23 protein-coding genes and 2 riboswitches are annotated in these 22,516 nt (G+C 45.6%); of the genes, 21 read left to right on the top strand and 2 right to left on the bottom strand.

The window, feature by feature from the left end:
• Positions 1-201: 201 nt before the first annotated feature.
• From K3F53_RS09740 to K3F53_RS09685, 12 genes are all read left to right on the top strand, one after another.
• Positions 202-516, top strand: coding sequence for a YbjQ family protein (locus K3F53_RS09740; protein WP_057898775.1), 315 nt, complete (start codon positions 202-204; stop codon positions 514-516).
• A 338-nt stretch (positions 517-854) separates the two neighbouring features.
• On the top strand, positions 855-1,718 hold the full coding sequence (locus tag K3F53_RS09735; RefSeq protein WP_220558908.1) for a DUF1002 domain-containing protein: 864 nt from the start codon (positions 855-857) through the stop codon (positions 1,716-1,718).
• 112 nt (positions 1,719-1,830) lie between these two features.
• Positions 1,831-1,945: riboswitch (SAM riboswitch) on the top strand.
• Positions 1,946-2,040: 95 nt separating this feature from the next.
• Positions 2,041-3,339 (top strand): homoserine dehydrogenase, encoded by a 1,299-nt coding sequence (locus K3F53_RS09730; protein WP_175493573.1) that lies wholly within the window; start codon positions 2,041-2,043, stop codon positions 3,337-3,339.
• 190 nt (positions 3,340-3,529) lie between these two features.
• Positions 3,530-4,117, top strand: a complete 588-nt coding sequence (locus tag K3F53_RS09725) for a non-ribosomal peptide synthetase module (RefSeq protein ID WP_220558907.1) — start codon at positions 3,530-3,532, stop codon at positions 4,115-4,117.
• A 180-nt stretch (positions 4,118-4,297) separates the two neighbouring features.
• Positions 4,298-4,699, top strand: coding sequence for an adenosylmethionine decarboxylase (gene speD / locus K3F53_RS09720; RefSeq protein WP_057898779.1), 402 nt, complete (start codon positions 4,298-4,300; stop codon positions 4,697-4,699).
• A 219-nt stretch (positions 4,700-4,918) separates the two neighbouring features.
• Positions 4,919-6,211, top strand: coding sequence for an acetyl-CoA hydrolase/transferase family protein (locus K3F53_RS09715; RefSeq protein ID WP_057898780.1), 1,293 nt, complete (start codon positions 4,919-4,921; stop codon positions 6,209-6,211).
• Positions 6,212-6,429: 218 nt separating this feature from the next.
• A complete protein-coding gene (locus K3F53_RS09710; RefSeq protein ID WP_057898781.1) occupies positions 6,430-6,966 on the top strand; it encodes a D-glycero-alpha-D-manno-heptose-1,7-bisphosphate 7-phosphatase in 537 nt (178 codons plus the stop codon).
• 74 nt (positions 6,967-7,040) lie between these two features.
• Positions 7,041-7,238 carry a hypothetical protein gene (locus tag K3F53_RS09705; RefSeq protein ID WP_057898782.1) on the top strand — a complete coding sequence of 66 codons (198 nt, stop codon included), beginning with the start codon at positions 7,041-7,043 and terminating at the stop codon, positions 7,236-7,238.
• A 168-nt stretch (positions 7,239-7,406) separates the two neighbouring features.
• On the top strand, positions 7,407-8,510 hold the full coding sequence (ispG, locus tag K3F53_RS09700; RefSeq protein WP_057898783.1) for a flavodoxin-dependent (E)-4-hydroxy-3-methylbut-2-enyl-diphosphate synthase: 1,104 nt from the start codon (positions 7,407-7,409) through the stop codon (positions 8,508-8,510).
• Positions 8,511-8,738: 228 nt separating this feature from the next.
• Positions 8,739-10,013 (top strand): cation:dicarboxylate symporter family transporter, encoded by a 1,275-nt coding sequence (locus tag K3F53_RS09695; protein WP_057898784.1) that lies wholly within the window; start codon positions 8,739-8,741, stop codon positions 10,011-10,013.
• Between the two features lie 429 nt (positions 10,014-10,442).
• Complete coding sequence (locus K3F53_RS09690) at positions 10,443-11,594, top strand: PASTA domain-containing protein (RefSeq protein ID WP_057898785.1); 1,152 nt, start codon at positions 10,443-10,445, stop codon at positions 11,592-11,594.
• Positions 11,595-11,660: 66 nt separating this feature from the next.
• A complete protein-coding gene (locus K3F53_RS09685) occupies positions 11,661-12,833 on the top strand; it encodes a CaiB/BaiF CoA transferase family protein (RefSeq protein WP_057898786.1) in 1,173 nt (390 codons plus the stop codon).
• Here the strand turns inward: K3F53_RS09685 and K3F53_RS09680 are convergent.
• Positions 12,826-13,632 (bottom strand): DUF2935 domain-containing protein, encoded by an 807-nt coding sequence (locus tag K3F53_RS09680; protein WP_220558906.1) that lies wholly within the window; start codon positions 13,630-13,632, stop codon positions 12,826-12,828. The genes K3F53_RS09685 and K3F53_RS09680 overlap by 8 nt on opposite strands.
• A gap of 171 nt (positions 13,633-13,803) precedes the next feature.
• Between K3F53_RS09680 and K3F53_RS09675 the strand changes: the two genes are divergently transcribed.
• A complete protein-coding gene (locus K3F53_RS09675; protein WP_057898788.1) occupies positions 13,804-14,148 on the top strand; it encodes a thioredoxin family protein in 345 nt (114 codons plus the stop codon).
• Between the two features lie 52 nt (positions 14,149-14,200).
• Entirely contained in the window at positions 14,201-14,710 is a 510-nt protein-coding gene (locus K3F53_RS09670; protein ID WP_057898789.1) for a MogA/MoaB family molybdenum cofactor biosynthesis protein, read from the top strand.
• A 233-nt stretch (positions 14,711-14,943) separates the two neighbouring features.
• Here K3F53_RS09670 and K3F53_RS09665 read toward each other — a convergent pair whose 3' ends face one another.
• On the bottom strand, positions 14,944-15,411 hold the full coding sequence (locus tag K3F53_RS09665; protein ID WP_082705972.1) for a L,D-transpeptidase: 468 nt from the start codon (positions 15,409-15,411) through the stop codon (positions 14,944-14,946).
• 168 nt (positions 15,412-15,579) lie between these two features.
• Between K3F53_RS09665 and K3F53_RS09660 the strand changes: the two genes are divergently transcribed.
• The 7 genes from K3F53_RS09660 to K3F53_RS09630 all read left to right on the top strand — a co-directional run bounded on the left by K3F53_RS09660 (position 15,580) and on the right by K3F53_RS09630 (position 22,444).
• On the top strand, positions 15,580-16,761 hold the full coding sequence (locus K3F53_RS09660; protein WP_220558905.1) for a thiolase family protein: 1,182 nt from the start codon (positions 15,580-15,582) through the stop codon (positions 16,759-16,761).
• A 303-nt stretch (positions 16,762-17,064) separates the two neighbouring features.
• Positions 17,065-17,922: a tyrosine-type recombinase/integrase gene (locus K3F53_RS09655; RefSeq protein WP_057898792.1), complete on the top strand. Its 858-nt coding sequence runs from the start codon at positions 17,065-17,067 to the stop codon at positions 17,920-17,922.
• A gap of 96 nt (positions 17,923-18,018) precedes the next feature.
• Positions 18,019-18,128, top strand: a riboswitch (SAM riboswitch).
• A 177-nt stretch (positions 18,129-18,305) separates the two neighbouring features.
• A complete protein-coding gene (locus K3F53_RS09650; RefSeq protein WP_246615623.1) occupies positions 18,306-19,148 on the top strand; it encodes a MetQ/NlpA family ABC transporter substrate-binding protein in 843 nt (280 codons plus the stop codon).
• A 37-nt stretch (positions 19,149-19,185) separates the two neighbouring features.
• Positions 19,186-20,202 carry a CoA transferase subunit A gene (locus K3F53_RS09645; RefSeq protein WP_236781841.1) on the top strand — a complete coding sequence of 339 codons (1,017 nt, stop codon included), beginning with the start codon at positions 19,186-19,188 and terminating at the stop codon, positions 20,200-20,202.
• Positions 20,203-20,207: 5 nt separating this feature from the next.
• The gene (locus tag K3F53_RS09640) at positions 20,208-20,966 is read left to right on the top strand and encodes a CoA-transferase subunit beta (protein ID WP_057898794.1); all 759 of its coding nucleotides are present in this window, start codon (positions 20,208-20,210) and stop codon (positions 20,964-20,966) included.
• Positions 20,959-21,189, top strand: a complete 231-nt coding sequence (locus K3F53_RS09635) for a hypothetical protein (RefSeq protein ID WP_057898795.1) — start codon at positions 20,959-20,961, stop codon at positions 21,187-21,189. Before K3F53_RS09640 ends, K3F53_RS09635 begins: the two co-directional genes overlap by 8 nt.
• Positions 21,190-21,226: 37 nt before the next feature.
• A complete protein-coding gene (locus K3F53_RS09630) occupies positions 21,227-22,444 on the top strand; it encodes an aminotransferase-like domain-containing protein (RefSeq protein ID WP_057898796.1) in 1,218 nt (405 codons plus the stop codon).
• Positions 22,445-22,516 lie beyond the last annotated feature (72 nt).

The raw sequence follows: 22,516 nt of genomic DNA, 5'->3' as shown, positions 1-22,516 counted from the left end.
GGAGTTCACGAAAGTACATATTTCTTTGAATGGATACAGGAATATGTGCTTTTTTTTTAATAGTTAGAAAAGGGAAACTTTCCATGCGCTTGTTCGCGAATGTTTCATGTGAGCCAGATTTTTGAAACGATACGGTAAGTGAACCGTAAAACATAGTGAACGCTTTGTAAGGCGCACACTTGTTAAGGGAGGAATCATGGTATGATCATTACGACAACGCCGACGATTCAAGGAAGAGAAATTCAGGAGTACCTGGGTGTGATTTCAGGCGAGGCCATCATGGGATCAAACGTGGTACGGGATTTTTTGGCCGGGATTACAGACATTATCGGTGGTCGTAGCGGCGCGTATGAAAGCAAACTCGCGGAGGGGCGGGAAATTGCTTTGAAAGAGATGGCAGATAAAGCGCGAGCGATGGGAGCCGACGCGGTTGTTGGGGTAGATTTAGATTTTGAAACGTTGCGCGATGGTATGATGATGTGTATCGCTACAGGAACAGCGGTAAAAGTAAGATAAGATCTATGAGGGTGTCCCCAAAAGTGGTGGGACACCCTCTTTTTCGCTACCGCATATACGCATATAAAAACGATAAATAACATATTGTATCGTGTTTGAGAGTAAACCACCACTTCTTTAGGGAGTTGACTTGTTTGTTTTTACCGATTATAGTTTGGCTGTAAGTTAGTTAACCGACATAATTGTTGGTTAGAAACAGGGAACTCTTGATGGAGTCGGCGCTGCGCGGGTGAAATGACTCCATTGTCGCATGTATATGCGCACAGCTCTGGCTGTTTTTCTTCTCTGTGCTATAATTCAGATGGGATATCATTTCAGATGGGGAGGAGTGAATAGAAGTGAGGAGGCTGCTTTTAGCCCTACTTCTTTTTATCCTGACGACTGCGACCGCGTATGCGGACGCTGCGGTGGGTGACACCATTATCACGCTTGGCCAGGATTTAAAACCGGCGCAGAAAGAACAAATCAAAAGCAGGTTTAATGCGCCGAACGCGCAAGAAATTACCGTCACTAACGCGGAGGAGCATAAATATCTGGAAGGTTTGCTCAGTAAAAGCGTGATCGGTACCCGTGCCATTTCGTCGGCGATGATTCAAATCGCTGAACCTGGCAAGGGGATTGTGGTTGAAACAAACAATATTACCTGGGTTAGCAAAGCCATGTACGAAAACGCATTGGCGACGGCGGGTGTAAAAGACGCGATTGTAAAAATTGATGCCCCGTTCCCGGTGTCTGGCACGGCTGCGCTGACAGGAATTATGAAGGCGTATGAAACGGTAACCGGGAAAAAAATTGATGAAACGCAGAAAAAAGTGGCAAACGAAGAGATGGTCACCACCGCGAAAATCGGTGAGACGATCGGCGATAAAGAAAAAGCGGCTGAGCTTCTGACACGCCTGAAAGCGGAACTGGCCAAACAGACGAGTAAATTGTCTGACGACCAATTGCGCGAAATGATTCGCAGCGTAGCGGATCAGATGGGACTGAATCTTTCCGACGCGGAGATTGAATCCCTCGTCAGCATTCTACGTAAAATCCAAAATTTAGATATTGACTGGAACAAAACGCTGGAGCAGGTTTCAAGCTATAAAGGAAAAATTCAAGAGTTCCTGAATAACAACCCGGAAGCAAAATCGCTCGTACAGGAAATGCTTTTATTTTTGAAACATTTGATCGAGCAAATTCTCTCTTGGTTCAAGTAGCTTGAATCTCTGGCGGAAAACCATAAAAAAAGCTTGTACAAATATTTGACATTCGCGGAAAAACACGATAGTATAATTTTTAAATCAATTAAATAGCGAACGAAACGGAAAACTCTTATCCAGAGAGGCGGAGGGAAATGGCCCGATGAAACCTCAGCAACCGCAGGCAAAAGCCTGAAAGGTGCTAATTCCATCAAAGCTTGTGTATAAGCTTTGGCAGATGAGAGGAGGAACGTGTTGCGGATCGATATGGTCCAACAGCCCTCTTCTCTGGAAGAGGGTTTTTTATTTCGCAGGTTATAGATTTTGGGAGGGATACGTTATGAAAACTTGGAAAATTGCGTTACTTGGGTTGGGTACAGTCGGTTCAGGAGTTATGACGATTTTACATACACATGCTACACGAATCGAAAAGCAGGCGGGGGTCAAGTTTGAAGTGGTAGGCGTTCTGGTGCGCGATGTTAAAAAGCCGCGCCGCGTGAAAGTAAAACGGGAACTTTTGACTACAGAGATCGAAACCATTTGGGAGAAAAATCCGGAGATTGTGATTGATGCGATGGGCGGGATTTCCCCCGCACTCGGTTATATCGAGCAAGCGATTGAACGGAAGTGCCACGTTGTATCTGCGAATAAGGAAATGATCGCTGCCTATGGCACACATTTGCACAGGCTGGCTGACAAAAATGGTGTTTCGCTCCTATACGAAGCGAGCGTAGGTGGCGGCATTCCAATTTTAAATGCGTTAAGCCAGCTATTAAAGGCAAACCGGATTACGCGTGTATACGGTATTTTAAACGGTACGACCAACTATATTTTAACCAAGATGGAAGAAGAAGGACTCACATATCAAGAAGCGCTGGAACAGGCACAGGAATTTGGCTTTGCAGAGGCTGATCCTACGGCGGATGTAGAAGGGTATGATGCATTTAACAAAATTCAGATTATAGCTAATCTGTGCTTCGGCCCCGACACCCCGGTACTGGAACAGGAGCGCGAAGGAATTGCGTCCATAACCGGTGAAGAGATGAAAGTATGTGAGAAGCTGGGATACCGTATTAAGTTGCTTGCTTCCGCAGAACGCACGGACGCAGGATGCTGCTTACGGGTTGTGCCGACGTTGGTGCCGTACGCTCATCCACTCTCCGGAGTTAAAAATGAATGCAATGGTGTTTTTATTACCGGCGATGTAGTTGGAGATGTATCATTTACCGGAAAGGGAGCAGGAGCGCTGCCTACAGGAAGCGCGATTGTGGAAGATATGTTAAACATTGTTCGTGGTTGGACATTTACACCCGATAAAGAGGGGCTCATGAGAGAAGACGTGGAGCAAAGCACAGGTGTGGAAAAAGTGGTGCTGGCGTTCTTTACCTTTTCAAAACAAACGAATGACAGTCAGAAAATTCGTCTGATTTCCTTTTTATCAGGTGGAGAAGGGTTTTTGCACGCGGTGGAAACAGTTAGCAGTGGGAGCGAAGTACATGTAGCTGCCGTAATCAGCAATCCGGATGTGTACGCGTTGAAAGCATTGGCCGACGACTTACAGGCGGAACTCAAGCTTCGCCCGGTGTTAGACGAACGGCTGAGCGCAGCAAGAGAAGATGCCGCAGTACTGGTAAAATAAATGTCAGGTAAACAAAAATGTAATTTTTCATAATATAACGGATATAGACAAGAATCAACAGCTATTTAGCGAAATTATCTTTTTGTTTCTCTTCTATCCTTACTTTTTCTATTGTATAAGCGATTGGAGAATAGATATAGCTTTTCGGTATAATAATTACGATAGGAAAAAATATATGGGAGAGATTTGTATGGCTCAACGAGTAGCCACCGAATACAAGAAGCTTGTGCTTGAATTAAGTACTTGGCAGTTGCAATCTTTTATCGAAATGTTTCAATGTGCAGAGTTTGAGACAGAAGTTCGAGTGTATGACAATGGTGAAAAGGAAATCGTACTGTTTGATAGGGAAAAAGAAATCCCCCTATCCTTTAAACTGATCGGAAATATGTACACTTTTGAGGGCAGGTATACTATTCGGGACGCCAAATTGGCGAACCAAATGCGCCAGGCTGTGCGCCGCTTTAAAGGGGACGCTGTCGTTTATCGGGTATATCCAACGTATACGATGATTTATCATTACAAAGAAGGGAAAGTTATGAAAATTATCGAACGGAAAGGAGATAGCGAAACGCTTGTCTTTGAATACCGGGATACGGTAGGAGACTTGCAGCGTCTATACGAAGCGCAGGGCGCTGAAGATCAAATCGCATGGCTTAGGGTGCATATTGATCAGTTGCTCGATTTTCGCAATCAACGCCAAGCAGCACATTTGCCAACGGAAGAGGTGGATCGTCAGTTAGCTACGCTCTCTCATCAATTGTTTGTATTAGAAGCGTAAAAAGTTTCCCAAGTATCCATAAGAAACTGTTGCAAATTTTTTAGAAACATGCTATCTTCTTTGTTGTGAAAAGATTAGGAACCAGGATTCACTCAAGGAAGTTTCTCCTCGAAATATAGTGAATGACGTAGGTCCTAGCGAGATTTTCAACACAAAATTGCTAGGAGGGGGGACCGAAAAGTGGAATATTCTACTTTCGGAAGACATGTTGCGATTGATACTTGGGGTGTCGATTTTGAAAAGTTGAACAGTGCGGAGTTTTTGCAGCATCATCTTGTTGAAGCTGCGGAGGCCTGCGGTGCTACGGTTTTGTCCGTACAATCGAAGCAATTCGAACCGCAAGGGGCAACAGTACTGGTTCTATTATCTGAAAGCCATATTTCGATTCATACATATCCGGAAAAAGGGTTTGCTGCGCTCGATTGCTACACGTGTGGCGAGACGGTTGATCCGGAACTTGCGATCGAATATATGGTCAACATTTTGCAGCCCGAAAAGCTCTATACCCGTAAGCTGATTCGTGGTATGGGCGAGCTGCAGGTTTTGGAATCTGAAATCACGAAGCAAAAGCAAAACATGTAAAAGAAAATAACGGTATAGAAGAAAGTCCACCCTGAAACTGCGGGGTGGACTTTTCACTTATTCTTAACAGAAAATTGGTTGCTTGCATAAGCTTTGGCATTTATGATGAATAAAGGAAAAATACTCGCTGTACAGTTTTTGATGTTTTGATATTCGCCCTGTGGTAAGAAAATACGATGCTGATATATCAAGTTAACTGTATATATGGAGGTTGAATGAATGGATCAGTTCATTGATTTGGAGAACAAACGAAAAACGCCACAAGATGTATTAGCGTACATCAAGAGCGGGGATGACATTATTGTTCCGCTCGCGAACGGTGAGCCGCTCGTGCTTTTGGATACGATTGAGAAACATGCGGAGCGCTGGTTCGACGTGCGTATTCACCAGATGCATGCGCTTAAAGAGCGCGACTACATTCACGGAAAATACCGGAAACATTTGCGCCATGTTGCGTATTTCTTAAGCGGCGCCTCGCGCAAAGCGTTTCTTGCTGGCGAATGCGATCTTGTTCCCAATCATTTTCATGAGGTACCGCGTCTATTACGGGAAACAACGAAAATGTCGCTCGTGCTGGCCGCTGCCGCGCCGATGGATGAGCACGGATATTTCTCGCTTGGTACGCAGGCTGACTATGTTGCTTCCTTTATTGGAAAAGTACCGTTTTTCCTTGAAGTGAATCCAAACATGCCGCGTACCTTCGGATCGAATCAGATACATATTAGCCAGATTCTTGGCTACATTGAAGTAGATTATCCGCTGTACGAGGTAAAAGAAAAGGAAGTGACCGATATCGACCGCAAAATTGCTGCCTATGTGGTGGAACGGATTCCGAACGGAGCGACGTTGCAAGTAGGAATCGGTGCCATTCCGAACGCGATTATCGGGTTTTTGCAAGATCATAAAAATCTCGGTATTCATACAGAGCTTATAACGGACGGTATTGTTGATCTAGCGGAGCAAGGAATCGTCAACGGTATTGAAAAGAAAACGCATAGAGGAAAAATTGTCGGAACCTTTGCGCTTGGCACAAAGAAATTGTATGATTTTATTGATGAGAATACCAGCGTAGAAATGCTGCCGGTTGATTATGTCAATGACCCGCGTATTATCGGACAGGAGGATAACATCGTCTCCATCAATGCGACGACAGAAGTGGACTTTATGGGACAGTGCGCCTCGGAAACGATTGCTGGACGTTATTATAGTTCCAGCGGAGGTCAGGCGGACTTTGCACGCGGAATCCGTTTTGCTAAGAACGGAAAGGGCTTTATTTGCTTGCACTCTACCACGCGTGATGGCTCGATCTCCCGCATTCGTCCGCAGCTTACGCTCGGCTCGGTTGTCACTACTTCAAAAAACGATGTAGATCACATTGTGACGGAATACGGTGTGGCTTCCTTGCGCGGAAAAAGCATTGCTGAGCGTACAAAAGCGCTTTTAGCAATTGCTCATCCGAAATTTAGGGAAGAACTGGAATTCGAGGCGAGGAAGTTTGGTTTGTTATATTAAATTACCAAAGGATAAAGAACCGTTCCAGACTCCGGAGCGGTTTTTTTCCTCTGTTTGGAAGGATACATACCAGCACGAAGCGAAACAATAAAAAGAGCATATTTTGCAGTTTCGCTTCTACATCAATAAACGAAACGATTATTTATCATAATGATGAATATATTTGTAGTATTTTCATATGAATACATCATTTTTCTTACATCTAAAGAGGGGTACGGATGACAAAAGCCTTTTTTTTGGATCGTGATGGGGTCATTAACGAAAATCCTCACCCGATCAACCATGTTGGACAGTTTGTTTTTATACCGGGAGCGCTCGAGGCGATACGCACGCTTCATGAGCGAGGATACAAAGTGTTTGTCGTAACAAACCAAGGCGGTGTTGGTTTGGGATACATGAAACGGGAAGCGCTCGCTGAAATTCATAACTATATGGAAGAAAAAATTAAAGAAGCGGGTGGGATGTTAGCGGAAATTTTGGCTTGTACTCATAAACCGCAGGAAGGGTGTACTTGCCGTAAACCGGAACCGGGAATGATATTTGATTTAATAAAACGATATAATATTGAACCTTCTAAAAGTTATATGGTGGGCGACTTTTATACAGATATTCAAGCCGGGCATCGAGCTGGTTTAAAAACGGTGTATATCGGTAAAGAAAATCTAAAGGGAAAAGAACCGCAACCGGACTATGTTTTTGGTTCGCTCGCGGAGGCGGTGGCCTCGCTTGTCGGTACAAGCGAACACCATATATAGAAGTTGTATAACATATAAAGATAGCGTTTATACATGGGTAACGAATACGATATATGGCATGGGGGAAACGGAAGATGAGCGAACACAAAAGTCTTTATGAACGTTACAGCAGTTTACCGACGAGCGAACTCGAAGACATTTTGTACGATATTGAGATGTCGGCCGCATTAACGCTCGGGATGAATACGTACACTGAGCAGCAGCACAAACAGGTGCTACGTCAGATTTTGCGGGAACGGGGCGTAGACATCAACCGGTTGTTCGAATCATAAAAGGCTACAAAAGGAGGAGGGGTTGAAGAAGAGCTGGTCAATGCGCTAAACCATAAGCTGTTAGTGTGAAGCGTTATTGCCGTAGATGATACATTCTCGCGTTTTCTGTTTTATGATAAGATAGAAAAGGCAAGAAACAAATATATTCCTGAAAAGGAGACGTAAAGGATGTATCATCGTACACAAACCAGACCTGTGAAGGTAGGGAATTTGACAATCGGCGGCAGCAATCAGGTGATCGTGCAGAGCATGACCACGACAAAAACCGCGGACGTAAAAGCGACCGTGGAGCAAATTTACCGCCTTGAAGAAGCGGGCTGCCAGATTGTGCGTGTGACTGTGAACAACATGGAAGCAGCGGAAGCCATTAAGGAGATTAAAAAGCAGATTTCCATTCCGCTTGTATCCGATATTCATTTTGACTATAGACTTGCGTTGAAAGCGATTGAGAATGGGATTGATAAAGTGCGGATTAACCCTGGTAATATCGGAAGGCGCGAAAAGGTCGAGGAAGTTGTCCGGGCCTGCAAAGCACATGGCGTGCCGATTCGAATCGGGGTGAATGCCGGTTCTTTGGAAAAGCATCTGTTGGAGAAGTATGGCTATCCGACAGCTGACGCGATGGTCGAGAGCGCGCTACACCATATCCAAATTTTAGAAGAGCTCGATTTTCATGATATTATTGTATCGTTGAAAGCTTCCAATGTACCGTTGGCGATCGAAGCATATCAGAAGGCGGCCGCAGCGTTTCGCTATCCGCTTCACCTCGGCATTACGGAAGCGGGCACATTGTTTGCTGGTACGGTAAAAAGCGCCGCTGGCCTCGGAGCGTTGCTGGCGCAAGGTATCGGATCGACGCTGCGCGTGTCGCTGAGTGCCGACCCCGTGGAAGAAATTAAAGTGGGTCGTGAACTGCTGAAGACGTTCGGCCTTTTGTCTGATGCAGCAACATTGATTTCCTGCCCGACGTGCGGGCGGATCGAGATTGATTTAATCTCTGTGGCCAATGAAATTGAAGAATATATTGCAAAAGTGAAGGCACCCATTAAAGTTGCGGTGCTCGGCTGTGCGGTCAACGGACCGGGTGAGGCACGCGAAGCAGATATAGGTATTGCCGGGGCGCGCGGAGAAGGACTGCTGTTTAAACATGGTGAAATCGCCCGCAAAATTCCGGAAGAGAAGCTTGTAGAAGAATTGAAAAAAGAAATTGATGAACTGGCCGAGATTTATCATCGGACTGGTTCGTTGCCACGTCCGGCACATATGAAATAAGATGAAAAGAGAACGCATGAATTCACAATATGGATTTATGCGTTTTTTGTTTGAGTGGATAAGTGGCTGTTTCACTTTGTTGCGGAAAAAAGTGAGTGGCAATGCCCACGAGGCTTTCTTAATCTGTATTTTTATGAGTTTTTATGTAGGATTTTGTCGATCGAGATTACACTTAATTTATAGATAATTAACATAAAGTTGAGAATCCTGAATGAAAGCGGTGACAAAATGAAGAAATTCGGACTCGTAGGACAAATTCTGCTTGGTCTGATCCTCGGTATCGCCGTGGGTGCGATTTTCTATGGCAATCCGAAAGTAGCAGAAATTCTTGAGCCGATCGGAACCATTTTTATTCATCTTATTAAGATGATTGTTGTGCCGATTGTCATTTCTACGCTTATTGTCGGTGTAGCTGGAGTCGGTGATGTTAAGAAACTTGGTAAGCTCGGCGGTAAAACAATCATTTACTTCGAAATTGTAACAACGATCGCTATCATTATTGGTCTTTTAGTAGCGAACATTTTTAAGCCCGGCGTTGGTGTGGACATGTCTCATCTTTCTCAAACAGATATCAGTAAGTATGTTCACACAACAGAAGAAACAAAAGCGCACGGTTTTGCGGAAACGCTTGTTAACATTGTACCGACCAATATCATTGAATCCATGGCCAAAGCGGACATGCTGGCAGTTATTTTCTTTGCAGTGATGTTTGGTCTTGGTTTGGCCAAGCTTGGCGAACGCGGCAAACCGTTATTGAATTTCTTTGAACTGGTAGCGGATACAATGTTTAACGTAACGAATATGGTTATGCGGTTTGCACCGTTCGGTGTATTTGCGTTAATTGGCGTAACAGTTTCCAAGTTCGGGGTATCTTCTCTCATTCCGCTTGGCAAGTTGTTTATTACAGTGTATCTCACGATGATATTCTTTGTTGTTGTCATATTGGGCGTTATTTCAAAATGGGCAGGCATTAGTATCTTCCGCTTAATGGGCGTATTAAAAGAAGAACTGTTGCTGGCTTATTCCACTTCCAGCAGCGAAACCGTACTTCCGCGCATTATGGAAAAGCTTGAGAAAATGGGCTGTCCGAAATCGATCGTATCCTTTGTTATCCCGACCGGCTATTCGTTTAATCTGGATGGAAGTACACTATATCAAGCGTTAGCTGGCATTTTTATCGCGCAGATGTACGGCATTGAGCTTTCTATTACCCAACAGATTACATTTGTGCTTGTTCTGATGCTGACATCAAAAGGGATTGCCGGTGTACCGGGTGTATCCTTCGTTGTGTTGCTGGCAACGCTCGGCTCTGTTGGTATTCCGGTGGAAGGTTTGGCGTTCATTGCAGGTATTGACCGTTTGCTTGATATGGCACGTACGGTTGTAAACGTATTGGGTAACACGGTAGCTGGCATTGTCATGTCCAAATGGGAAGGCCAATTCAACAAAAAAGAAGCAGATTATTACATTCAAAAACTTAGCCATGCTGCGGAAAGTAACTAAATGATGTATAGAACAGAAAAGTCTCCCTAGAAAAAAATAGGGAGACTTTTATTTTTATTACAAAATGCAACTAAAATTCGCTTGCATCCAAAGATGTCTTCTTTAATATTAGGTAGTAGACAGACATATAGATGAAGTAGGAGGATGTTTGTTGCACATCGTTTTTTAGTACTGTATAAGTAAGGATAAACAGGTAATAACTATTCCGCTAAAAGAGTTGAATTTGGCACAACAAGATGTAAAAATCATGAATATAAAAAAGAAACAGCTACATCATTAAAAATCCGACAGGAAGCACCGTGATTCAACCTGGGGACTGTGTGCTGTGTATGGTGATGCAAGAAAGATACGACAGTTTTTCAGTCTTGAAGAAAGTCATACGGACTAGAACGACAGCTTGAGAAACCGATGTGAGGGGTATGATTGCATATGAAAAAAGGATTGTACGAGCGTTATGTGCCGGATATGCTGCTGCACGAGGATGAAATAGGGCAGCTTCACCGCGGGCACGATAAAATTTTAAAGCGCGATGTTCTTCTCTATATTTTTCCGCGCAGATCGTCGTACCCGGAATGCATGATGCACGGCTCATCCGTTCTGCAAATCCTGGATCGAGGGGAGACGGAAAACGAAGCGTTTGTCGTCTTGGAATACATCCCGGGCCTGCTGCTTGGCACGGCGGCCAAGTCGCGTGCACTGTCTTTGAAGGAGGCGCTTGGTATGGCTCGCCAGTTTGTGCAAATTTTGCAAGAGGCCAGCCAAACGAAAGGCCGGGGGTTGCTTTTTACTAAAAATAATCTTTGGTTAACGGAAACTGGAGAAGTGAAAGTGATCAATAGCTGGGCTGTATCTGAAGAAGCCGTCGGCCGTGAAATTAGCGATATGTTTCGTCTTATGCATTATATGATGTTCGGCGAGGTAAAGATTGAGCTACCGCTTGAGCAAGTCATTGAAGAAATGTCTTTATCATATCCGGGAGATCTATTTATTATCCGCAAATCGCTCCGGGCGATCTGGCGTCGTGAACAGAAGAATAGGGCAGAACAGTATGAAAGAATGCTGGCGCAAACGCTGGAAGATATTACATCTCTTTATCATTATATTAAAAAGACACAAGCGGGCCTTCGTCCTTTTTCTGTGCAGGAAGAGGGAAAGAATACAACATCGCATGGGCTGCTTTCAGCTCCGCTAAAAACGCGCGCCCACGTAGAAGCGAAAAAACGCAAGGTTCCAGGCCTGTCGCCTAAACGCTTGGCTGCGGTTGCGCTGGTAGCAATCGTTTGTGTAGTGGCGTTCGCATTTGCACAAAACGATAAACCGAGTTCGGCTAAATCGGTTGAAACGATTTCCCAAGAGACAGGCGGACAGCAGTCGGAAGAAAATAAAGCGGGAGTAGAGGTGCCGGACGTAGAAGGTCTATCCCTTCAGGAAGCCAGCCAGAAGCTAAGTGAATCGGGCTTGCGTTATAAATATTATCTTGAATCTTCGTTCTTTAAAAAAGGGACTGTGTTGAAGCAAAACCCAAAACCTGGTGAGAAAATTCCGAGAGTCGAAGTTGTAGAACTGTGGGTTAGTGAATAGCCAATAGCACCTTAGTGTGCTATTTTTTTATTTGAAAGGAAAAAATCTATAGAGAGAAGGGAGAATATGCATCGGACGTTGCATGGAATCAAGGTGCTTGATTTAACCCGGTTGCTTCCAGGGCCGTTGTGTACGATGTATCTGGCGGATTGGGGAGCGGATGTAGTAAAGATTGAAGACCCCGGATTGGGAGATTATGCGCGCGAAATGGAACCGATGCTTGCGGGTGCGGGTGCGCTTTACCAACTCGTTAACCGTGGCAAACGAAGCATGACGCTCGATTTGCGGCAGGAAGAGGGAAAAGAGATTTTACGGAAGATGGTCTGCAAGGCCGATATACTGGTGGAAGGATTTCGTCCGGGCGTTATGCGGAGGCTTGGATTGGACTATGAGGCATTGTGCGAAATAAATCCGCGTCTTGTTTATTGCTCGATTACTGGATACGGACAGAACGGGCCGTATGCGAAAAAGGCCGGCCATGATCTGAATTATATAGGATTTACCGGGTTGCTCCATGATTGCATTCACTCAGGAAAGACGCCCATGCCATGGCTTCCTCCGGTTCAGATCGCGGATATAGGGGCCGGTACATTACACGCGGTTAGCGGAATTTTGCTTGCGCTTTTTGGCAGGGAGCGAACAGGAAAAGGCACATATCTTGATGTTGCCATGACGGATGGTGTGTTGCCGTTTATGATTCCGGCACTGGGGTACCATCTTGCGGCCCGAGAAAGTGGCAGACCTTCGTTCAATCCGCTGACCGGGGCGCTTGCTTGCTATAATGTTTATGAGACAAAGGATGGGAAATGGATGGCTCTCGGAGCGCTTGAGGCGAAGTTTTGGAAGCGCTTTTGTGAAGTGGCCGGACTTGATGATCACATGCCGGATTATTTGGAGCCTGCCAAGCAGCTGTGCATTAAAAAGGAAGTAACGGCCTATTTCAAGAAATATACAGCTGAGCAGATTATGGATATTTTTAAAGAAGAAGACGTTTGTCTGACACCGGTATTATCGTTGGCAGAGGCATTGGACGATCCGCATTTGCTTGACCGGGGCATGTTTGCGCGCTGGAACGAGCACCCTTCCGTTACACAGGTGAAGAATCCTTTGCTGGCTGAGGCGAACATTGAAGCGCAAGCTTTTCCGCCTGCGCGCGGCGCGCAGACGGAAGAAGTGTTGCGCGGGTTAGGATATGATGACAAGATGATTCAAGAATTAAAAGAAAAAAGCATTATTTAGCGGAGGGCTCCGGTCCTGCTGTCAAGCTCGCTTCCAGATGTCCGAGCAGCTCAAGGAAATGGTTCGCTTCCCGGTACGTATGATCAGCAAAAAGCGGATGTATGATGCCCCGGAGGCAGCACAGATCCAGTAACTCACGTATCGTTTGTTTAAAGGCGTGGATGTTTTGCATGGCTTCGCGATGTTCCTCAAGGAGCCGGGTTAAAATGCCCGCGGTTTGCGAAGCAGGGCGCATCGATTCAAGATCGACCATCTGGAATAGCAATTGCTCGAACTGATAGCTTAAATCGGTCGCTTCGCTGATAAGGTTTCGCTCCGACGGATCGAGCATGTGCGCGATAAATTTTGCATGATCGGCCATCAGGCGGAGAAAGAAAACATTCTCATTAATCACAGTGTCTGGTAGCGGATCGAGCATGCCGCGATTCAATTGTTCAAGCCGGTTCATAAAGTAGGCGGCTTCCCGGCTTATATGATCAATGAACGATGGAAAGAGATGAGCGTGGATTTTACAGGATAGAATGAGCCCAAGCACGTTGCGCTTATAGGTCCAAAGGCGGGTCGTCGCCTGATACACTTCCATATTAAAGCGTGCGATCGCTTCATGGTCAGTATCAGCAGCAAAAGCACCTGCGCGCTCCTCAATGTTTTCGAACATATGGTAAAATTGGTTTGCTTCTTGAATCAGCCGTGATTGGTCAGAAGTAAACCCGAGGCGTAGAAAAAAGGCGTGTTCTTTCATAATCTGGCTCCAGAAGCGGATTTCGTGGAGTGAACGTTCAGCAAAAAGGTTGGACATGCATTTTCCTCCCTCGTAACAGTTGCTAGTAATATTGTTATGAGAGAAGAAGAGAATTTAGAAAAATGAAAGAGAGGCTGTTCGTGTTTTTTTGCGCAGGAAAAAGATAAGATAATGAAAGAGATAGTTCTCTTGAAAAACGATTACACCAATGTCAAGGAGTGAATATTTATGCAAGAAATCAAAACAGCTGAACAATTTCGGGAAGCGATTCAATCCGATGAGCTTACTGTTGCGAAATTTTATACCGATTGGTGCCCGGATTGCCACCGGATTGACCCATTTATGCCGGAAGTTGAAGAGGCGTATAAAGATAAGGTAACATTCATCAGCGTGGATCGTGATGCGTTTCCCGAGCTTTCCGAAGAGCTTAACATTTTTGGTATTCCGAGTTTTGTCGCATTTCGGAACGGCAGGGAGATTGTTCGCTTTGTAAGCCGCGCTGGCAAAACACGTGAGGAGATCGAAACGTTCCTTAATCGTGCTGTGCAGGTAGCGGAAGCGCTGCAAAAATAAACCTTATGTTTACGTGAGCCGGTATTCACGGGAAAAGGGGAGGAAGATCCACGTGTCAGTAGCGGAACATAAAAAAGAAGCACCGAAGCAGGTCGGCTGCATGATTATTACGGTAAGCGATACCCGAAATGAGGAAACGGATAAAAGCGGGCAGCTTATTCGCAGATTTCTAATAGAAGCAGGCCATCCGGTCGTGCGCTACCAGATTGTCAAAGACGAGCGGGATGCGATTGCGGCGGCAATCGAAGAAGCGGTATCCGCTTCGGATGTGCATGCTATTCTTTTGAACGGAGGAACAGGGATTGCGAAGCGGGATGTGACGTATGAAGTGGTCGCTTCTTTGTTAGAAAAAGAGTTGCCGGGGTTTGGCGAGATTTTCCGCATGCTCAGTTATACGGAAGATATCGGTTCAGCGGCCATTTTGAGTCGGGCAATTGCGGGCGTATATAAAGACCGAGCTATTTTCTCCATGCCGGGCTCTTCGGGTGCGGTGCGACTTGCGATGAGCAAGTTGATTATTCCTGAATTAGGTCATGTGATAAGGGAGATATATAAAAAATAGAAAAGGAAAAGAAAACCAGCGTAGCGACGCTGGGACATAAAGATGGATTGCTAATCAAGCAATCATAACTTATTCTTAGAGCACCTTTGGATGACGAGGGTGCTTTTTTTATCCCAAACCGCATAGGCTCTTTACCCCCAAGTGTTAGCGGAGGTGGGTAAGAAAGCGGACGGAACGCTTGAACGATGGGACGAAACTTTACCCCCAAGTGTTAGCGGAGGTGGGGAAGTTGACTATGGACGAATGTATACCGGCGTTCCAATAGGGACGATCCGTGCCAGTTCATTGACGTCTCGGTTGTGCATCCGAATGCAACCTTTCGATACGTTTTTGCCGATGGAAGCCGGGTTGTTGGTGCCGTGTATGCCGTAATGTTTTTTGGAAAGGCCAATCCACATGGTGCCGTACGGCCCCCCGGGATTGGGAGCTTTGTTGATGATATAAAATGTGCCGATAGGTGTACGTGTGAGCATTTTTCCGACGCCGATGGGGTATGTTTTGATCACGCGATTATTTTGCTGAAGCGTCAGCGTGTGGGCAAAAAGGGAAACATGAATAGAGTATGCCAAGCGATCACCTCCTTTCTTATCGTATGAAGAGAGGGTTGGCCGGGCATGGATGGGTAACAAAAACGTAATGACGGAATCATTGTTGAAAATCAAGGTCGATGGGTTGCAAAGAATAACTGAGGAAACGATCATGGTAGTGACGAAAGCGTGTTAGCGGTAAAGGTACTGCGTTTGTACACAATGTATAAAAATTTGTGTGATTTTCAGATGCCGCGGCGGATGTCTTGCGCTCTGCTTTTTTCTTATGATGGAGACGAAGAAGGTGCATAAGACTGGCTGAAGAAGGAGAGGAAGAAGAATATGAAAGAAGCGGTGATCGTAGCGGGTGCACGTACGCCTGTAGGAGCGTTTGGAAAATCGTTGCGCGACGTGCCGGCGGTTGAGCTAGGTGTGCAGGTGTTGGAAGGATTGATGACGAAAACTTCGCTGAAGAAAGAAGAGGTTAATGAAATTATTTTTGGGCACGGATATGTGCACGGCGGCGGATTGAACTCTGCGCGCATTGCATCCCAGCGCACAGGATTCCCACGCAGCGCCCCGGCTCATGTTGTCATAAAAGCATGCGGCTCCGGCCTGAAAGCGATTACGACGGCCGCGCTTACGATAGCGGCAGGCCAAGAAGACGTTGTTATCGCCGGAGGTGTAGAAAGCATGAGCAATGTACCATACCTTGTGAAAAACAGGTGGGGCAGCAAATTTGGAAACATTGAAATGGAAGATGCGCTGCTTGCAGACGGACTTATTTGCTCGCTTGAAAACGAACATATGGGCATGACAGCAGAACGTTTAGCTGAACGCTACGGCATCAGTCGTGAAGAACAGGATAAGTTTGCGTACGATAGTCACAAAAAAGCGTTGCAGGCGATTGAGAACGGGCATTTTAACGATGAGATTGTCCCGGTAAAAGTGACCGGGCGGAAAGAGGTGCAGCTGTTTACGACGGATGAGTCGGTTCGCGCTGATATTAATCTTGACAGCCTGGCGCAGCTTCGTCCGGTCTTTAAAAAAGACGGCACGATTACGGCGGGCAACGCTTGCCCGATGAATGACGGAGCGGCAGCCGTACTGATGATGTCACGTGAAAAAGCGGAAGAAAAAGGGCTTACACCGTTGCTAAAGGTGAAAGCTTTCGCGAGCGCGGGCGTGGAACCGAATATTATGGGGATCGGCCCGGTGCCGGCGACACGCAAGGCATTGGAGAAAGCGGGATTAAAGTTAGAGGATATTGGGCGGATCGAGCTAAACGAAGCGTTTGCGGCCCAGGCGCTTGCAGTAATAAAAGAGCTCGACTTGAACCCGGATGTCGTGAATGTGAATGGGGGCGCTATTGCGCTGGGCCATCCCGTGGGTGCAACCGGAGCGAAGTTGACGGTCACGCTGATGAATGAGATGCTGCGTTCAGGTGTGAAGTATGGTATGGTAACGCTTTGTATGGCTGGTGGCATGGGGCTGTCAGTCATTTATGAAAATATGACGATATAAAGATGAATAAGCATAATAAAAGAGCGCGGAAATGTTGCCCCGTGCTCTTTCTTTTTTCTGCTGCCTTCGTTGCGTTGCTGTGATAAAGCACATCCGTTATATGTACTCCTCTTCTCCGGCGTCATTAAAGATTTTCTGCTGGCGTTTTACTTTTATTAATAGTCTGTATGAAAGCTGCGGTAAATTCTCGGCTAAAAAAGCTTGAGAAAAGGAAGAAGATTCAATAAAATTAATGTATAAAAATACTGCGTATAAAATAACAAACCATAAACCAAACACACCAAAAAAGAAGGAGGGAGTGCTATGAACTATCGCTTCAGCTACCACGATGAGTACGAACAATATCTGATCGAGCAGATGAGAGCTGATTTAACGATTCATTCTTATATGATGGAAATGACCATCTTTTTCGCCTGGCTTGGCAGGGTGCATCCCCATATGGAATTGCATCAAATCGGTTACTCGACAGTAACCCAATTTATCGAAGAAGAATTGAAAGCAGGGCGTCAGGTGTCGACCGTTAACAAAAAAATATCGGCGCTCAAATCCTACTTTCATTTTTTATGGCTTAAAGGTGTAATTGGCATTGATCCGTGCGCTAAACTGAAGCGGCGACCGGATAAAAAGGAGGAGCAGGCGTTCTATTTAACGGATGAGGAAGTGGACTTTTTGCTTCGTACCGTCGAACAGGATGCGGCCGCGAAAAATAAGCAGGAGATCTATTTGCGCAACATGGCGCTTATCTCGCTGTTTCTATGGGGAGGGCTGCGAATTCAGGAGGCGTCGAATTTATTGTGGAACGAAATCATATGGGAAAATGACAGCACAATTATCGGCATTTCGCTTGGAAATATACGACGGGTTGTCCTCACGGCGCACGAAGCCAGATTTTTACGGGCATACAAAGAAGTCAGCGGGGATTCACCGTTTGTGTTTACATCACGGCAGGGGGAAAGAATGAGCCCGCGCAGCATCCAATTTATTCTGAACACGCTCGGCAAAAAAGCGGGGCTGCACATCCATGCGCAAAAACTGCGCAACACGTTTGTTGTGCAGAAGATGCTGCGCGGTTACAGCCGGGACGAAGTGGCCGATATGCTTGGCATCGAGCAGTTGATTTTGCCTGATCACATTATGGAAGAAATCGCGGCACAAAGATAGGAAGATAAAATTTGTATATCATGTAATTAAACTTAGTTGACTAATTGGAATTGTAGTAATAAAATAATACAAAGTAAACTGCTTTGAATACTTACTTTCTTATCTAGAGAGGTGGAGGGACTGGCCCGGTGAAACCTCGGCAACCATTGGAGACTACATCCAAACGGTGCCAATTCCAACAGGATTTATGTCCTGAAAGATAAGGAGGTGCGATGTGACAACTTTTCATCATCCGTCGGCCTCTTGTGTAACAAGAGGCCAATTTTTTTATTCATTCAGGAGGTGAAAGAGTAAAAAAATATTGTCGGTACATAGATTTCATGTAGACGTGTAAGGGATGGGCTGGATTCAGAAAGTATATAACTTGTTGAGGAGGATTTCCGGTGAAAACAAAGTCTGTATTCATTATGGCGCTTATTCTCATTTTTTCAATGATTGCATCAGCTTGCGGCTCGGCGAAGGAAGAAACAGCTGCAGCCGGTAAAGCAAACGGAGAGAAAAAGGAATTGAAAATCGGTGCTACAGCAGGACCATACAGCGATCAGATTAACAAAGGGATTAAACCGATTCTTGAGAAGAAAGGGTATAAAATTGAAGTGGTTGAGTTCAGTGATTATGTGCAGCCAAACAAAGCGTTGGCCGAAGGTTCGCTGGATGCCAACGTATTTCAAAATCCACTATACTTGAAAAAGTTTGCGCAAGACCATAACTTGCATCTTACAGGGGTGCTTGAAGTGCCGACAGCGCCGATAGGGCTATATTCTAGGAAACATAAGTCATTGAATGATATTCAGGAAGGGGCAACGGTTACACTGCCGAACGATCCAGTAAATCAGGCACGAGCTTTAACCATGCTTGACCAGTTTGGCTGGATTAAGCTGAAAGAAGGGATCGATCCAACCAAAGCCTCTGAAAAAGATATTGCACAAAACATTAAAAAACTTACTATTCTTCCGCTGGAGGCGGCCCAACTTCCACGTTCGCTTGATGACGCCGATTACGCATTTATTAACGGAAACTTTGCCATCGCATCCGGATTAAAGCTTAAAGAAGCGGTTGCGTTGGAAAAAACGCCACCTCACTACATGATCGTATTAACAGTTAGAACAGAAGACAAAGATAAAATGTTTGTGAAAGATTTAGTTGAAGCTTACAAATCATCTGAATTTAAAGAAATTACAGATAAAGAATTTGAAGGATTCGTAAAGCCAGATTATCAAAAATAATGGGCTGAATGGTTTAAGTAAGGAGATGAGATCGCTGATGACAAGCGAAGCAACACAAGTAAACCCCTACCTGTTTGGATGGGCGGACCCGGATGAGATACGGGCATACCGACGTCAGCATAAATCGGTAGAACTGCGCGACAAAAGAACAACGTTACGAGAAGCGATAAGCTGGGGTGTCAAACCGGGAAGCTATATTGTCTTTGGCGGTATGGGTTCCGTGCGTACCCCTATGGCTGCCGTCTACGAAATAATTCGACAGGGGATCGGCGATTTGACAGTAGGAGCCAAAGGTTCTCAGCATGACTGGAATTTGTTAACAGCCGCCGGACTAGTTTCAAAAGCGGAAGTGGCCTATGGCTTCGGGGATGAAATTAGAGGACTGTCCCGTCCAGCTCGTGCGGCAGTAGAAAGTGGAAAGTTAAAGGTCATTTCTGAGACAACAAATGCCGCCTTCCAATGGCGTTTTACGGCTGCTATGAAGGGCCTGTCGTTTTATCCCACACGCACGGCAATCGGCACCGACACGCTGCACTACAGTGGTTCTGTACGCATACAAGACCCGTTTACTGGAAGGCCGGTGGAATTGATTCCTGCCTGCTATCCCGATGTTGTGATTCTGCATGTCCATCGTGCGGATAAATATGGTAACTGTCAAATTGACGGCAATATCACAGAAGATTTCGAACTGGCCCATGCTGCCAAGCACGTTATTGTCACGACGGAAAAAATTGTGGCAACGGATGAAATTCGAAAGCGTCCTGACCATACGAAAATCCCTTATTTTGTAGTGGATTCAGTCGTTGAAGTGCCGTACGGTTCTCATCCGAACCAGGTTCCATATCTGTATTCCTTTGATGAAATACACTGGCAGGAATGGCTGGACGCGTCGTTGACCGATGAAGGTGTGGAAGAGTATCTCAACACGTATATCCGGGGCACAAAAGACCACTATGAGTACTTGGAGCGAATCGGGGGTCTGCGCGTACTGCGTGAACTGGAGCATATTGAGAAAGGAATTGCGGATTATCCGCCGGTAGCGAAAAGGAGGTAAGAGCTATGGCAACAGATATGGAACGGATGATCGTTGCTTCTTCAAGATTATTGGAAAACAATAAAAGTGTATTTGTTGGAACGGGAATGCCGCTTTTATCTGCGGTCTTGGCCCAGCGGACGCATGCACCGGGCCTGCTTACTATCTATGAGGGAGGCGGAGTCGGGGGCCAGCCGACCGGAAGATTGCCCATTCAGGTGAGTGAGTCGTTGACGTTTCAGAACGGAATTATTGTCGGTTCCATGGATTATGTAATGAGCCTCGCACAGGCGGGTTTTGTCGAGTATGGGTTTCTTGGGGGAGCGGAAATTGATCCTTATGGAAATTTAAATACAACGGTGATTGGAAGCTGGGAAAATCCGAAAGTCAGACTTCCCGGTTCCGGTGGCGGAGCGGATATCGCTTCCTTCTGCTGGAGAACGATTATTTTAATGAAGCAGGATAAAAGAAAATTTACGCCCAAACTCGATTTTATCACCAGTCCGGGATACTTTGACGGTCCAGGTGCACGTGAGAGCCGAGGATTGCCCGCGGATACGGGGCCGTACCGCGTGGTGACGCAGTTAGGTGTTTACGGTTTTCCCAAAGAAACGCGTCGATTGACTCTTTTGCACTTATACGAAGGAGTGAAACTGGAGCAAGTGCAGGAGAACAGCGGTTTTGCCATTGATATTGATCCGAATTGGAGTTACCTCCCTGAGCCGACACAAGAGGAATTGAAGATATTATATACTTTAGATCCAGGCGGAATCGTGCTTGGCTAATTTTGATAAAAGTGAAGTTTGCTTTTTCGTTTCAGCAAAACCGTTTGAAAAACGGAAAAAACATGGGCTATCTCCAACATTGGACTACTTGGATGTTTTGGGTGTTCTGCCTGAAGAACGGCTTTGCAAGCGAACGCATTTTATCCGTCTATTCCAAAAAATCTGGAAGAAAAATAGCGTAAGGTCTTGCCAATCTCGCTCAAAAGGTATAATGTATTTTTAATATTTTAAAAAGCAAAGCATATCGAGGTGGCTGGATTATGAAATACGCATTTGCACAACGAACCCGGAACTTCCAATCATCCGCGGTCCGGGATATTTTAAAAGTTATTGACCAAGGGAACATCATCTCGTTCGCTGGTGGATTGCCCGATGATGATTTGTTTCCGCTTGAAGCGGTAGAAGAAGCATATAAGCGGGTATTTGAGAGCGGAAAACATTCGCTGCAATATGGTTTAACCGAAGGGTTTATTCTGTTGCGCGAAGCGATTGCGGAACGGATGGCGCAGCGCAAGAACATTCGTATGGATACGCAAAATATTTTGCTTACAACCGGTTCCCAGCAAGCGATTGACTTGTTCGCCCGCATTATGCTGAACCCGGGCGACATTATTCTTACGGAGAATCCTACATATCTAGCGGCGCTTCAGGTATTCCAATCGTACGAAGCACAGGTCATTCCGGTTGAATCGGACGCGTTCGGTATGTTGCCGGAAGACCTAGAGAAAAAAATGAAAACTCATCTGCCGAAATTCGTATATGTTGTGCCGACATTTTCCAATCCGAGCGGCAAAGTATGGTCGCTTGAGCGCCGCGAACACCTGTTGCGCCTTGCGAAAAAATATAATGTCATTATTTTTGAAGATGATCCGTACGGAGAAATTCAATTCGATGAAGCGGCCAATTACACACCCATTGCTGCGCTTGATAACGGTGAAACGGTACTGTATACGAGCACGTTTTCCAAAACGGTCGTGCCCGCCTTGCGCACTGGCTGGGTAATGGGGCCCTATCAGATCATCCGAATGATGGCGCAAGCCAAGCAAGCTGCTGATCTTCATTCCAGTTCCATCGACCAGCAGGCCCTGTATTATTTGCTGCGCGATTTTGATTTGAACGGGCATATTGCGGTATTGCGCGCCGTTTACAAAGAAAGAATGCATGCCATGCTTAACCAGCTGCAAAGATTAGACTTGCCTGGTCTCGAGTATGTCGTTCCGCAGGGAGGCATGTTCTTCTGGGTTTCTCTGCATGAGAAAATCAATACGAAATCGCTGCTTCCTAAAGCGATTGAAAAAGGCGTAGCGTACGTTCCGGGTTCCCCGTTCTATGTAGAAGAACCGAAACATAACACGTTCCGTCTCAATTATACGCACTCTGTTCCGGAGAAAATCGAATTTGGCATGAGTCAGCTTGTCAGCGTCCTTGAAGAAGCGTATGAAGCCATTACAACGGATAAAGCGTTGACGGAAATATAAGAAACTAGGAAAGATAAAGAGAGCGAAGCTGCGCGTTCGCTCTCTTTATCTTTCATCAACCGTTTTTTTAAA

Origin of the sequence: Aneurinibacillus thermoaerophilus, from assembly GCF_019603355.1 — a bacterium.
GTDB lineage: Bacteria > Bacillota > Bacilli > Aneurinibacillales > Aneurinibacillaceae > Aneurinibacillus > Aneurinibacillus thermoaerophilus.
Note: the sequence above shows the minus strand (reverse complement) of the source record. Positions and strands in the feature narration are given on the sequence as shown.